14 protein-coding genes are annotated in these 14,270 nt (G+C 47.7%); 13 read left to right on the forward strand and 1 reads right to left on the reverse strand.

From position 1 onward, the window contains the following. The first annotated feature begins 60 nt into the window (after nucleotides 1–60). The 12 genes from BUB18_RS17565 to BUB18_RS17620 all read left to right on the forward strand — a co-directional run bounded on the left by BUB18_RS17565 (nucleotide 61) and on the right by BUB18_RS17620 (nucleotide 13,030). Nucleotides 61–768: a polysaccharide deacetylase family protein gene (locus BUB18_RS17565; protein WP_073083855.1), complete on the forward strand. Its 708-nt coding sequence runs from the start codon at nucleotides 61–63 to the stop codon at nucleotides 766–768. Next, on the forward strand, nucleotides 761–1,393 hold the full coding sequence (locus BUB18_RS17570) for a flexirubin biosynthesis/transport protein LolA2 (RefSeq protein ID WP_073083609.1): 633 nt from the start codon (nucleotides 761–763) through the stop codon (nucleotides 1,391–1,393). Before BUB18_RS17565 ends, BUB18_RS17570 begins: the two co-directional genes overlap by 8 nt. Continuing rightward, nucleotides 1,356–1,997, forward strand: coding sequence for a flexirubin biosynthesis protein LolB2 (locus BUB18_RS17575; protein WP_143159982.1), 642 nt, complete (start codon nucleotides 1,356–1,358; stop codon nucleotides 1,995–1,997). The genes BUB18_RS17570 and BUB18_RS17575 overlap by 38 nt, the downstream gene beginning before the upstream one ends. Before the next feature lie 5 nt (nucleotides 1,998–2,002). After that, nucleotides 2,003–2,362, forward strand: a complete 360-nt coding sequence (locus BUB18_RS17580; RefSeq protein WP_073083613.1) for an ApeI family dehydratase — start codon at nucleotides 2,003–2,005, stop codon at nucleotides 2,360–2,362. A gap of 4 nt (nucleotides 2,363–2,366) precedes the next feature. Then, nucleotides 2,367–3,569, forward strand: coding sequence for a DUF2062 domain-containing protein (locus tag BUB18_RS17585; protein WP_073083614.1), 1,203 nt, complete (start codon nucleotides 2,367–2,369; stop codon nucleotides 3,567–3,569). 1 nt (nucleotide 3,570) lies between these two features. Further along, the gene (locus BUB18_RS17590; protein WP_073083616.1) at nucleotides 3,571–7,446 is read left to right on the forward strand and encodes a trifunctional MMPL family transporter/lysophospholipid acyltransferase/class I SAM-dependent methyltransferase; all 3,876 of its coding nucleotides are present in this window, start codon (nucleotides 3,571–3,573) and stop codon (nucleotides 7,444–7,446) included. Beyond that, nucleotides 7,433–8,956 carry a phytoene desaturase family protein gene (locus BUB18_RS17595; protein WP_073083618.1) on the forward strand — a complete coding sequence of 508 codons (1,524 nt, stop codon included), beginning with the start codon at nucleotides 7,433–7,435 and terminating at the stop codon, nucleotides 8,954–8,956. The genes BUB18_RS17590 and BUB18_RS17595 overlap by 14 nt, the downstream gene beginning before the upstream one ends. Beyond that, nucleotides 8,934–10,655, forward strand: coding sequence for a C45 family autoproteolytic acyltransferase/hydrolase (locus BUB18_RS17600; RefSeq protein ID WP_083550185.1), 1,722 nt, complete (start codon nucleotides 8,934–8,936; stop codon nucleotides 10,653–10,655). Before BUB18_RS17595 ends, BUB18_RS17600 begins: the two co-directional genes overlap by 23 nt. Beyond that, entirely contained in the window at nucleotides 10,652–11,032 is a 381-nt protein-coding gene (locus BUB18_RS17605; RefSeq protein ID WP_073083619.1) for a holo-ACP synthase, read from the forward strand. Before BUB18_RS17600 ends, BUB18_RS17605 begins: the two co-directional genes overlap by 4 nt. 24 nt (nucleotides 11,033–11,056) lie before the next feature. Then, entirely contained in the window at nucleotides 11,057–12,346 is a 1,290-nt protein-coding gene (locus BUB18_RS17610; RefSeq protein WP_073083621.1) for a flexirubin biosynthesis putative acyl-CoA ligase FlxY, read from the forward strand. A gap of 199 nt (nucleotides 12,347–12,545) precedes the next feature. Continuing rightward, complete coding sequence (locus BUB18_RS17615) at nucleotides 12,546–12,809, forward strand: hypothetical protein (protein ID WP_073083623.1); 264 nt, start codon at nucleotides 12,546–12,548, stop codon at nucleotides 12,807–12,809. 5 nt (nucleotides 12,810–12,814) lie between these two features. Then, nucleotides 12,815–13,030, forward strand: a complete 216-nt coding sequence (locus BUB18_RS17620) for a hypothetical protein (protein ID WP_073083624.1) — start codon at nucleotides 12,815–12,817, stop codon at nucleotides 13,028–13,030. Nucleotides 13,031–13,128: 98 nt separating this feature from the next. On the opposite strand, the gene BUB18_RS17625 is transcribed toward BUB18_RS17620, so the two are convergent. Beyond that, a complete protein-coding gene (locus tag BUB18_RS17625; RefSeq protein WP_083550187.1) occupies nucleotides 13,129–13,614 on the reverse strand; it encodes a DUF6702 family protein in 486 nt (161 codons plus the stop codon). A 68-nt stretch (nucleotides 13,615–13,682) separates the two neighbouring features. Between BUB18_RS17625 and BUB18_RS17630 the strand changes: the two genes are divergently transcribed. After that, entirely contained in the window at nucleotides 13,683–14,267 is a 585-nt protein-coding gene (locus BUB18_RS17630) for a HupE/UreJ family protein (RefSeq protein ID WP_073083627.1), read from the forward strand. Nucleotides 14,268–14,270: the final 3 nt, after the last annotated feature.

The following is a 14,270-nucleotide window of genomic DNA, read 5'->3' on the forward strand; positions in this document are numbered from 1 at the left end:
CGGTTCACATATATCATCCTCGGAATATTATTGCTATGCTGGATCACACTCCGCTTTGGCATGGAAGTAAATATCTCAGCATGGTGGCTGCTGGTGCTGCCACTGGTGTATATTCCGCTGTGTGTATGGGGAGCCATTAAAATACAGGCCAACTACTTTATTCCTTCTGTATCACAGGCACGTACCAACGAAAAGGTAGTAGCGCTCTCCTTTGATGATGGGCCGCTGCCGGAATATACGCCGCTGGTGCTCGACATCCTCAGACAGGAGCAGGTGCCCGCCGCGTTTTTTTGCATCGGTAAAAACATCCCGGAAAATGATGAGCTACTGGAACGCATACACGCTGAAGGGCATGTAATCGGTAACCACAGCTGGTGTCACGATTTCTGGTTTGACCTGTACAGCAGCAAACGTATGCAGCTGGATCTGGACCGTATGCAGGAACAGGTAGAAAGTGTGCTGGGCATAACACCCCGGCTCTTCCGCCCGCCATACGGCGTCACTAATCCTAACCTGGCCACTGCCGTGGAAAAGGAAGGGCTGGTATCAGTAGGCTGGAGCATACGCTCGCTGGACACCGTAGCGAAAGATGAAGCAGTGCTGCTGCAAAAGATCCTGGATGCACTACACCCGGGCGCAGTAATTTTACTGCATGATACTTGCAGCATTACCGCTGCTATATTGCCCAGGCTGATAAAAGGTATTCGTGAAAAGGGCTACCGCCTGGAAAGAATTGATAAACTATTAAAAATACCCGCTTATGCGTAAATGGTTGCTGATACTGCTGTGTGCACTGACTACACTGCAATTGCAGGCACAGCAGGGCTTTAAGGCCGTGGCTGACCTGGCGCCGCTCAAACAGCAGTTTGCGAAGGCAGCGCAGGCTACCCAAAGCATCCAGTGCGATTTTGTGCAGGAAAAGAACCTGAGCATGCTCTCGGATAAAATCACCTCCAAAGGGAAATTCTGGTTTAAGAAAGATAATAAGGTAAGAATGGAATATACACAGCCATCTTACTACCTGCTGGTGATCAACGGAAAAGATATTAAAATCAGGGATTCACAGAAAGAAAATAAAGTTTCCGGGAAATCGAATAAGCTATTTGAACAGATCAACAAGATAACGGTGGACTGTGTACGCGGCACCGTGCTGGATAACGCCGACTTTACCACCAAAGCATTTGAAAATGCGCAGTATTACAAACTGGAAATGGTGCCGGCAAACAAGGCGTTGAAAGAATATTTCAGTAAAATTACCCTGCTGGTGGATAAGGCCGACTATGGTGTGTCTAAAATCACGATGGCGGAGCAATCCGGCGATGATACCACCATCAGCTTTTTACATAAACAATTGAATGCAAACATTCCGGATGCGTTATTTTCTGCTAAGTAGTGCGGTGCTGGCCATGCTGGTCAGCGGTTGCAGGTCCGTTTACAAAGGCCTGCAAACTGATCCTGCTGCGTCAGCGGAATGTGTGAAGCAGTTTGCACCGGCATTTACCAATTCGCTTTATAGCGCCCAGGCAGATGTAACTAAGCACCACCTGAGTGGTTTGGTGTTGCTGAAACAAATGCCGGACAGCTCGGTGCGGCTGGTGTTTGCCAATGAAATGGGCTTTAAGTTTTTTGATTTTGAGTATGATAAAGACGGCAATTTTACCAAACACTTTATCATCCCGAAGATGGATAAAAAGCCCGTGGTTAAAACACTCAGCCAGGATTTTGCACTGGTACTGATGCAGCTGGACCTCACCAAGGCCCACGTGGCAAGGGAAAACGGAGAACGCTTTGTAGTAGTGCCCACGGAAAAAGGGAATAATTACTATGTAACGGATAGCGCCTGTACGCAACTGCGGCGAATCGAAAAATCATCCCGCCGCAAGCCGGTCGTAAGGGTAACGATGAGCCACTATAGCAACGGAATACCGGATAGTATCCTCATCAAACATCTCAACTTTAAGTTTAACATCTCCCTGCAAAGGGTAGAAAAAAAATAAAAATTATGTTAGCTGGTAACTTCTACACCATCACGGAACAAACACAGGAAGGCGGACAAATCAATGCCACCATCGCGCTGAATGCGGAACATCCGATTTTCGGCGGTCACTTTCCGGAGCAGCCGGTAGTGCCAGGCGTATGCATGATGCAAACCATTACCGAGTTTGTACGCACCGTAGCCAGTCGTAAAGTGATGCTGCAAAAAGCTAGTCAGATGAAGTTTATGAACATGATAGACCCACGTCAGACGCCACTTGTAGACGTACAGGTTACCTGTAAGGACGACGAAGCCGGTCTGAAGGTAACTGCGGTGCTGAAGCGGGAAGATAAGATTTTCATGAAGTTCCAGGGATTGTTTAAATAATTGCATGTCGGTTACACCTACACATAACGAGCTGTTTGAACAACACCGCGTGGCGGTGCTGATTCCCACTTACAATAACGCCGGCACACTCGCCGCCGTATTGCAGGATGCACTCAGCTATACCCATCACGTAATAGTGGTAAACGACGGTGCTACGGACCATACGCCGGATATCCTCAGCAATCATCCGCAAATCCAGCTGGTTTCGTATAACCCTAACCGTGGTAAAGGAATTGCCCTCCGCAAAGGGTTTGAATATGCCAGGCAACAAGGGTACGACTATGTAATTACCATGGATGCCGACGGGCAGCACTTTGCTACTGACCTGCCCGTGATGCTGGCCAAAATTGCAGAAGACCCGGACGCACTGGTAATAGGTGCCCGCAACCTGCAACAGGAAAACATGCCTGGGAAAAATACCTTCGCCAATAAATTTTCGAACTTCTGGTTTTATGTGGAAACCGGTTTAAAAGGGCCGGATACCCAATCAGGCTACCGCCTGTACCCCCTGCATAAAATGGGTAATACCCGGTACTGGTGTACCAAGTATGAATTCGAAATTGAAGTGCTGGTGCGCAGTGCGTGGAAAGGAATCAAAATAGACTGGGCACCTGTGAAAGTATACTATCCTCCTGCTGAAGAGAGGATTTCTCATTTCAGGCCCTTCCGTGATTTCTCCCGTATCAGTGTGCTCAATACCGTGTTGGTGTTTATTACGCTCGTTTACATCAAACCACGGGATCTCATCCGCTTCCTTTCCAAATGGGAAAACTGGAAAAAGTTATGGAGAGAGGAGGTGCTGAACCCAACAGAGAGTAACGGTAAAAAAGCCACTGCTATCGGCTTCGGCGTGTTCATGGGCATTATACCGCTGTGGGGCTTTCAGCTGATTACCGCCATACTGTTGTCAATAAAATTCAGATTAAATAAGGCATTGGTAGTGCTGGCCGCACATATCAGTACACCGCCATTGACTATTCTGGTGCTGTATGCCAGCTTTATTACCGGTAAAATATTTATGGGGCAGTCGTCCCGGGACCTGATATTCCTTGGCCAAACGATGGATACGATCTGGGCCTCCATCAAAGCCAACCTCCTGCAATATGTGGTAGGCGCAATAACGCTGGCTGTAGGCGCCGGCCTGCTGGCGGGCATTGTGAGCTTTGCGCTCCTATCCGTTTTCCGCAGGAAAAAACAAATCATTTAAAATGGGCAACTTCTTCGTAGCAATATATAATTTCTTTGAGCGCCACAAGGCATGGCTGTGGATAACTACTGTCCTGTGCTTTCTGCTGGTGGGCTTCCTTGCTTCGAAGGTAAAGCTGGAAGAGGATATCACTAAAATTCTTCCGCAGGACAAAAAGCTGGATAAGCTGCAACAGGTTTTCCAGGATTCTAAGTTTGCCGATAAACTGATCATTACCGTATCGCAAAAAGATACCGTTGGGGCAGCTGTTCCGGACAGCCTGACCGCCTACGCTTCCGCGTTTACCGCTGCTGCGGAGGCACAATTATCTCCCTATATACAAAACATACAAGGGCAGGTTGAAGACGCTACGGTGATGAACCTGATGCAGCTGATACAGCAGAACCTGCCGGTATTCCTGGAAGAAAAGGATTATGCGCGGATTGACCAGCTCCTGCAGCCAGATACGCTACAGCAATCGCTGGTGTATGATTACAATACCCTGATATCTCCCACAGGCCTGGTCCTGAAACGGATGATACAGGCCGATCCGGTGGGTATCAGCTGGATTGGCGTCAAGAAATTACAGCAGTTACAGGCGGATGATCAGTTTGAACTGTATGATAATTTTATCATGACCAAAGACCACCGGCACCTGATGATCTTCATCACTCCGGTGAACCCGCCTACGGCCACTAAGGTGAATACCAAATTCCTGGCAGGGCTGGATCATTTGCAGGACAGCCTGCTGCAACAATACCCGCAAATCCAGGCAACTTACTTTGGCGGAACCGCTGTAAGCGCCGGCAATGCTACACAATTGCGCATGGATACCATGCTCACACAAGGTATAACAGTGTTGCTGCTGGTAGTATTGATTGCATTTTTCTTTCGTAAAAAAAGAGCACCGGTATTGGTGATGCTTCCGGTTATTTTTGGGGCGCTGTTCTCACTGTCATGTATATACGTAAATAAAGGGCATATATCTGTTATTGCACTCGGCGCAGGCGCCGTGGTATTGGGCATTGCCGTTAATTACTCCCTGCACGTATTCAATCATTTCCGCCATACGCCTGACCCGCGGGAGGTGATCCGCGACCTGGCAACCCCGATGACGCTGGGTAGCTTTACTACCGTAGGTGGTTTCCTTTGCCTGCAATTTGTGCAGTCGCCCATGCTGCATGATGTGGGGCTGTTTGCTGCCTGCAGCCTGATTGGTGCGGCCCTGTTTTCCCTGATTTTTCTGCCACACTGGATAGTGTTGGGGAATAAAACTACCGAAGCTGCTCCACACCACGAAACCTGGCTGGACAAGCTCTCCGGGCTCAGGCCGGAGAAAAATAAATGGCTGGTAGCGGGCATTTTTGTATTAACGATCTTCTTCTTTTTCACCGCAAAAAAGGTGGCTTTCGAAAGCGACATGATGCGGATGAATTATATGTCACCCGAACTAAAGTCGGCCGAAGCGCACCTCAACTCCGTGAATGCCTACGTAGCACAATCGGTATATGTGGTAACAGATGGCAGCAGCATGGAATCTGCGCTGGAAAACAGTGAGCAGCTGATGCCGCTGATCCGCAACCTGCAAAAGCAGGGCGTAGTGCTGAAAGTAGCCGGTGTGCAGTCGCTGTTGATTTCCGCCAAAGAACAACAGCAGCGCATCGACCGCTGGAACGCTTACTGGACGCCGGAAAAGAAGCAACAGGTACTCAGTTACCTGCGTACCCATGGCCAACCCATTGGCTTCAGTGCAGCCGCTTTCGATAAGTTTGAGGAACTGCTGAACATCAACTACCAGGTGTTATCACCCGGTCAGCTGGATGTGCTTACCAGCGGCTCCCTGGGCGATTACATCATGCAGCGCAAGGGGAGTACTTCCCTCGTAACGTTGCTGAAGGTGGACCCCGCGCAGAAAAGCGCCGTGTATGCGGCCCTGGATAATCATCCGCACACAACCGTGCTGGATAAACAATATGCGGCCAACCGGCTGGTGGAAGTGATGAAGGATGAGTTTAACAGCATTGCCTGGATGACTTCCCTGCTCGTATTTGCAGCCCTGCTGATTTCTTATGGCCGTATTGAACTGGCGCTGATCACCTTTATCCCCATGGCCATCAGCTGGGTGTGGATATTAGGGATTATGGGGCTGTTCGGTATTAAATTCAATATTGTAAACATTATCCTGAGTACATTTATTTTTGGTTTGGGAGATGATTACAGCATCTTCATGATGGATGGTTTATTACAGGAATATAAAACCGGCCGTAAAAACATATCCTCCTTTAAGTCCTCTATTTTTCTCAGCGCCATCACGACTATCCTGGGCCTGGGAGTCATGATATTTGCAAAGCATCCTTCGCTGAAGTCCATTGCACTGGTGTCTATCATTGGTATTAGTACGGTGGTACTGATTTCGCAGGTAATGATTCCGGTGCTGTTTAATTTCCTGATCACCAATCGCGTACGTAAGGGCTATGCCCCGTGGACGCTGAAGGGGCTTAGTTTATCAGTGTTTTCGTTTACTTACTTCACGTTAGGTAGCTTTATCCTTACTTTCCTTGGATTTGTATTAATCAGAATCAATCCTTTCAACAAGGAAAAGGGGAAGTACCTGTATCACCGCATTTTATCGAAGTACACCTGGTCCGTGATGTATATCATGGGCAACGTGACGAAGAAAATAGAAAATCCGCTGCACGAAAAGCTGGACAAGCCGGCAGTGATCATAAGTAATCATCAGTCTTTCCTGGATATATTGTTATCCACCATGCTGCACCCGAAGGTGATCCTGCTCACTAATCAGTGGGTATGGCGGTCGCCGGTATTTGGTGCCGTGGTGCGGTATGCCGATTATTACCCGGTGGCAGATGGGGCGGAAGGCGCGGTGGACAAGCTGCGTGAGCGCGTGGAACAGGGTTATTCGATTCTCGTATATCCTGAGGGCACCCGTTCCCCGGACCCATCGATAAAGCGGTTCCACAAAGGGGCCTTTTACATTGCCCAGGAACTGGGGTTGGATATCTTACCGATAGTAATGCATGGCACTGCACAAACAATGCAAAAAGGAGACTTTTTGCTGAAAGACGGGTATATCACCATTAGGTACCTGCCGCGTATTGCCGCGGAAGATACAAGCTGGGGGGATAACTACAGCGCACGTACGAAATCCATCTCCCGGTATTTTAAAGGCGAATATGAAAAGTTGCGCAGGGAAAAGGAAACACCGAAATATTTCCGCGAGCAACTGATCTATAACTACATTTACAAAGGCCCTGTGCTGGAATGGTACATGCGTATTAAAACGCGAATGGAGGGCAACTATGCCCAGTTTGATGCCCTGGTGCCTAAGCAGGGTAAGATCATGGACATTGGCTGCGGGTACGGGTTTATGTCGTATATGCTGGCCTGGCTATCTCCCCAAAGACAAATATTGGGGATAGACCATGATGAAGAAAAAATTATAACCGCCAGTAATAACTATAGCAAAACGGAACAGCTCCGCTTTATCCATGGCGATATTGCGGACATGAAACCGGACCAGTATGATGCGTTTATCCTCAGTGACGTAATGCATTATCTGACTGCTGAAGAGCAGGAGCGCTTGCTGAGTCAATGTATTACGCATTTAACCGACGATGGCGTAATCGTACTCCGCGATGGCGACATGGACCGCAAGCAGCGCCACGAAGGTACTAAGTTCACCGAATGGCTTTCCACTAAAGTCATCGGTTTCAATAAAACAGGCAGAGATGGGCTTACCTTCCTTTCTGCATCGGGTATTCGTAACATCGTGAAAAAATATGGAGCTGTAGCTGAGGAGATTGATAATACCCGCTATACGTCTAACGTCATTTTTGTTATCCGAAAATCCCCCCAAAAACAATATGCGCAACAATGAGGTCATTGTAATAGGTAGTGGTCTTGGTGGCCTGGCCACCGCAGCTATTCTGGGCATGAATGGTTACAAGGTGCGTGTGTATGAAAAAAACCGTCAGATAGGCGGTTGCCTGCAAACCTATTCCCGTGAGAAAGTAATTTTTGATTCCGGCGTACACTACATTGGTGGCCTGGCGCCGGGAGAAAACCTCTATAAAGTTTTTAAATACCTCGGTATTCAGGATAAACTGAAGCTCCGCCGGATGGACCTGGAAGGCTTTGATCATATTGCCTTTGCGGACGATCCTGCTGTTTACAAAATAGCACAGGGAGAGCAACGGTTTATCAATACACTGCTGCAAAGCTTTCCGGACGAAAGGCCCGCGCTGGAAGCTTATATTCAGCAGATCGGGGATATTTGCAGTAAGTTCCCCCTGTATAATCTTCGTTTGGGAGATTATGAAGAAAAGAGGAGCGTACTGCACTATAATACGGCGGACTTTCTGCGCAGTATTACCAGCAATCAGCGGCTGCAGCAGGTGCTGGCGGGTAACAACCTCCTGTATGCAGGTGTGGCGGAAAAAACGCCGCTCTATGTGCACGCGTTGGTACTTAACAGTTATATGAACTCTTCCTGGAAATGCGTGGATGGAGGCGGGCAGATAGCCAAATGGCTGGGCCGGCGGATAACGGAAAGCGGAGGGGAGATCATCCGGAACACAGCTGTGACGGCGATTGTAGGCGAAGGTGACCGGGTGGATCACCTGGTGTTGCAGAATGGCGAAAAAGTGAAGGCCGATCATTTTATTTCTAACCTGCATCCTGCACAAACCACTGCCATCACGCATTCCGACATGCTCCGGGGTGCTTACAGAACGCGTATGCAGTCGCTCGAAAACTCTGTTGGTGCCTTTGTGTTAAACGTGGTACTAAAGCCTGGCAGCTTTCCTTATCTCAATTACAACTATTATTATCATACTACCGAGGATGCCTGGGCGGGGATCAATTATCAAACCGATGCCTGGCCGCAGACGTACGCGATGTATGTAGGGGCATCGTCCCAGCATCCGGAATATGCTGATAGTCTGTCCGTGATGACTTATATGCGCTATGAAGAAATGGCGCCCTGGAAGGATACCTTTAATACCGTATTGCAGCCCGGGGCCCGCGGAGAGGAATATGAGCAGTTTAAGAAAGCGAAGGCAGAACAGCTGATAGCCTGTGTGGAAAAGCGTTTCCCGGATTTCAGGCAGGCGGTACAGTCGTATTACGTGGCTACGCCATTGTCGTACCGCGATTATATGGGCACTTCCGATGGCAGTATGTACGGGGTGATGAAGGATTCCGGCGATCCTTTACGGACCATGGTATCGGCCCGAACCAAATTATCTAATTTGTATCTTACAGGTCAAAACCTGAACTTGCACGGAATTCTGGGGGTAACCATGAGCAGTGTGATCACCGCATCAGAATTAGTGGGTATGGAATCTTTAGTAACAGCAATTAACAATGTATCAGTATTCGACATATAAAGCGAGCGAGCCGCATAAGAAGAAAAAACGCAGTATCTGGAAAAAGCTGGGCAGGCTGGTTTTATTTATTATCGGGTTTTTCCTGGTAGTGCTGATAGGACTTGCCATTTATATCGTAAGTGTGAGTAAGATGGCACCTCCGCAGGTGAATGATCAGTCGGCCCTGCACCTGCAACGCAGGGAGTTGGACAAAGGGACTTACACCATCGGCAACAACTGGTTCCGCCACAGTAACACAGGTTTGTATGAAATGTATGTGGAAGGGGCGCCTTTTGAACGCGGCGTGGTAAACGGAAAGCTGAGCAGGGAGTTGATACAGCGCCAGGAAGATGTGTTTGTGGAGCAGATCGCGAAGATGGTGCCCAGCACATTTTACAGGCATTTCCTGCGTTATTTTATCGGGTTCTTTAACAGGGACCTGGCAGCCAATGTCCCCGAGGAATTTAAAGAAGAGATTTATGGGGAGTCGTTTTCTGCTTCTCCTAACTACGATTATATTGGCAGTAACTATGAGCGGCTGATGAACTATCACGCTGCCCATGATATAGGCCACGCTTTACAGGGTATGTACCTGGTAGGTTGCACTTCCTTTGCTACCTGGGATGATCGTTCGGCCGACAGTAACCTGATCATCGGCCGTAATTTCGACTTCTACATGGGGGATAAGTTCGCCGAAGATAAGATGGTGGTGTTTTATCACCCTGAGAAGGGTTACAACTTTATGTTCGTGACCTGGGGGGGCTTTACGGGTGTGGTTTCCGGTATGAATGACCAGGGGCTCACCGTTACCATAAATGCTGCCAGAACCGATGTGCCTTTTGGGGCTGCTACGCCGGTATCGCTGGTGGCCAGGGAGATATTACAGTACGCTAAGACGATTGACGAGGCCTGGGCCATAGCGGCCAAACGCAAAATGTTTGTATCAGAATCGTTCCTGATAGGCTCTGCTATTGATAATAAAGCCGTAGTGATTGAAAAAACGCCTACTGGTATGGATAAATATGATCCGGGAAGGCATTTTATTACCTGTACCAATCACTTCCAGGGAGATACGCTGGAAACACTGGGTTCCAATAAAGTGCAGCTGGCGCAGAGTGCTTCTGCCTATCGCTATCTGCGTCTTACGGAGCTGATGGCGCGAAATGGTAAAAACGACGTGCAAAAAACTATTGCTATCCTGCGGGATCGCAAAGGGCTGCACGATGCCAATATCGGGTTGGGAAATGAGAAGGCAATTAACCAGTTTATAGCACATCATGGTATTGTGTTTGAGCCTAAGAAAAAGCTGGTGTGGGTATCCACCGCACCTTTTCAGATGGGTGAGTTTGTGGCGTACGATCTGAACAAGATTTTTAGTATGCAGGGGCTGAAAAGCAATCATGAAGTATATGATACTGCGCTGAATGTGCCGGCAGATACTTTTCTGACAACGAACGAATATGCACAATGGCAGCGGTTCCATTCCATGAAGGAGCAGTTGATGAATAAAGAAAGTGTGGACCTGCAAGCTTTTGTGGCCAGCAATCCGGAGTATTATCACACGTATGTAATGGCCGGTGATTATAGTTTCCGGCTGAAGCAGTATGCAGCTGCGAAGCAGTATTATGAAACTGCGTTAACGAAGGAAATTGCTACCAAAGGGGAAGAAAATCATATTCGCACCCAGTTGGAGAAAACGAATAAAGCATTGCAAAAATGATTATAGGTATAGGCACAGATATCGTGGAGGTGGCGCGTATCGCTGCTAAGCTGGCTAAGGGCAATGCTTTCAGGGATCTTGTGTTTACACCGGTGGAAATAGCCTATTGCGAAAAGCAGGCGTTGCCTGCAGAATCGTATGCTGCACGGTTTGCGGCGAAAGAGGCGCTGCTGAAGGCATTTGGCACTGGCTGGGGCAACAATGGCGGTGTTAATTTCAATGAAATTGAAATCCGCAATGATGCCAACGGGAAGCCGGAATTATTTTTAATCGGAGCTGCCGCTGCGCGCTATGAGCAGCTGTCGATCAAACATATCTGGGTATCCTTGTCGCATGAAAAAAGCGCTGCCATTGCGATGGTGGTGATCGAAGGATAACCTTAAAAACCGAACTACAGAGCTATGTATATACCCGATATTGAATTACAGTCTTTAGCAGCCATCAGGGCATTCCAGGAGAAGGAAGTGCTGCATATGATCGGTTACCTGCAACAATTTTCACCGTTTTATAAAGACTGGTTCAAGCGGCATGGTATACAGGCAGATGATATCCGTTCCCTGGAAGAGGTGAAGAAGATTCCGCCTGTTACCAAGGAGGCATTGCAGGAGCAGAACTGGGATTTTTTATGTGTGGATAAAAGTAAGATTGCAGAATATACCACCACCAGTGGTACGCTGGGAAGGCCGGTGATATTGGCTTTAACGGAAAAAGATTTACAGCGTCTTACTTACAATGAATATATTTCTTTTAGTTGTGCCGATGGTACAGACAGTGATGTGTATCAGCTGATGCTTACCCTGGATCGTCAGTTTATGGCGGGGATGGCGTATTACAATGGTATCCGCAGGCTGGGTGCGGGCGTGCTGCGTGTAGGCCCTGGCGTGCCCAGTATGCAATGGGAAAATATTGAGCGGATACGGCCCACTACTATTGTGGGGGTGCCATCGTTCCTGGTGAAGCTGATTGCGTATGCGAAGGAGCACAATATTGATGTGAATAGTACTTCTGTAAAAAAGGCGGTGTGTATTGGGGAGAACATCCGTAATACGGATTTTTCGTTGAATGTACTGGGTAAGAAGATTACGGAGGAATGGAATATTAAGTTGTATTCCACCTATGCTTCTACGGAAATGCAGACAGCTTTTACCGAGTGTAAGGTGGGGCATGGCGGGCATCATCATCCGGAGCTGTTGTATGTGGAGTTGCTGGATGATAATAATGAGCAGGTAGGCCCTGGTGAGGATGGAGAGGTGACGATAACTACGCTGGGTGTGGAAGGCATGCCGCTGCTGCGTTATAAGACCGGGGATATATGTCGCTATTACAACGAGCCTTGTAGCTGCGGGCGGCATACGCTTCGTTTATCGCCGGTGATAGGCCGTAAAAAGCAGATGCTGAAGTTCAAGGGTACTACTTTATATCCGCCGGCTTTATTTGATTTGCTGAATGAGATGAATGAGGTGCGGGAGTATGTGGTGGAGGTACATTCCAACGAATTAGGTACGGATGAGATTTTGCTGCATTTGTGGCCGCTGGAGGAGTCTGAGGAGATGGACAGGAAGATTAAATCCTATTTACAGGCGAAGCTCCGGGTGATTCCGCAGGTGCGGTATTGCAGTCAGGCGGAGATGATGAAGATGCAGTTTCCGGAGGGCAGCAGGAAGCCGGTGAAGTTTGTGGATAAGCGGTAGGAGTTTGTTTTATTTAAAAATTTTTTAGGGAGATGCCGGTGCGGCATCTCTTTGTTTTTTACGCAGGGTAGTAATCATTTTTCGATCATACTGATCTGTTCATTCCGTTCATTCCTCCTTCTTTCTATTCATTCTCATTCGGGGATGAAATCAGCTCATTCGGGCGTTTTTGAGGCGTAATGCCGGCTAATTTGCCGGTATGAAAGTTAACCTCATGAACTTTATTGATATCGAAATTGATAAGCTGACAAATAGTATTTGTTGTTGCCAAACAGGTAACTTATTTGCATTTGTTTGTAAACTATCGAAGGAGGCTGGGTTCGGGGGAGTCATAGCTTTTTTTTCTAAGAGTATTTTAGCAGAACATTACATCGAAAAGCTGAAAGCGCAATACGTTGGAAAACTAAAATTGGGTATCTTTGAAAGGGAAGCTGAATCTTTGATTAATAAATATTTCAACTGATTCTTATGGAAGATTTTAGAAATTCTATCGAGCCAGAATGGTATGTGATAAGCAGGCCATACAGTAAAAGAGAAAGCAGAAACACTGCATTGATTTTTAAAATCTACCGTGCCACCGGCCGCGTTTACACCTATACACCCGTGAAAAAGAACCTTAGTCGCTGGTGCCGTAAAGACAGCTGGCAGCCTCCACGTGATCCTGCAGGGAAAAAACGCTGCTGATAGCTGCGAGTCGCATTCAATTGTTGAGCAGGCTGGCGTCGGGTATTCGTTAGCACGTCCGCTGTTAATGCAAAGAATCGCATATCGCAGTACCTCCACTAAAACCCAAACACTGCTGTTGCCTGCGGATTATCCAGCTTATAACTCTGTCTTTTCCCTCCTACAATCACATGCACCATATTCGTTTGCGTTGCATGCTGCTCATACAGCACATCATTGCGTACTTCCACCTTCCTGGGCGTCGCTACATTTTCCGCTACCAGAAAGCTCCAAACAGCGTCCTCCTCAATCTTATACCCGATGAACTTCAATGCCACCGGCTTACCATCCACCTTTACCGATAAATGCTGCTGCAGGTAGGCCGCAATGAAGCCTTCCACCTGCTTGCGGTTAGCCGGCCTGATAATATCAAATGAGGTCTTGAATTGTTTTTTTAATGTGTTTTCCAGATCGTCCGTAAAGATCCGGGCACTCACCTCCAGCTCCTTATGAGCAGCATTATGCGTTATTTCCGTTACACTCGCGTAAAACGGATGCAGCATCAACATAATACCAACCCACCATTTACATAGTAATAATCCCACTAGCAAAAATTTTTAGGAAAAATTAACTTTTTGGTTATATAATTACAAATTTAGATAAAAGTAGTGCAATGGATGGTTTGTATTTTCAGTTGGGCTGGCAGCACATTATCAATTGGGACGCCTATGACCACATCTTGTTTATCATAGCCTTGTGTGCCATGTACCTGCTGCGCGACTGGAAAAAAGTCCTGATCCTGGTGACAGCATTTACCATCGGGCATTCCATTACGCTGGCACTGAGCGTATTAAATGTAATCCGCGTGCCGGGCGACCTGATAGAATGGCTGATACCTGTTACCATCTGCATCACCGCAGCAACCAATATCATTCGAAAAGACAGTGAACCGAAAAAATTGCAGCTGAATTATTTCTATGCCTTGTTTTTCGGCTTGATCCATGGCCTCGGATTCTCTAATTATCTGAAAAGCATGCTGGGCGCACAAAGCAACGTGGTTGGCCCGCTGCTCGGATTCAACCTGGGCCTGGAATGTGGTCAGATCGTAATTGTAATGATTATTTTACTCATCTCCGGAGTATTCGTCAACCTCTCCGGGGTAAAGCGCCGCGACTGGAACCTCTGCGTGTCCTCAGGCGCTTTTGGGATCGCCCTCGTAATGGTGATCGAAGGTGCAAGAGCAATGTTTTTGAATTAGTAT

Source organism: Chitinophaga jiangningensis (genome assembly GCF_900142605.1).
Lineage (GTDB): Bacteria > Bacteroidota > Bacteroidia > Chitinophagales > Chitinophagaceae > Chitinophaga > Chitinophaga jiangningensis.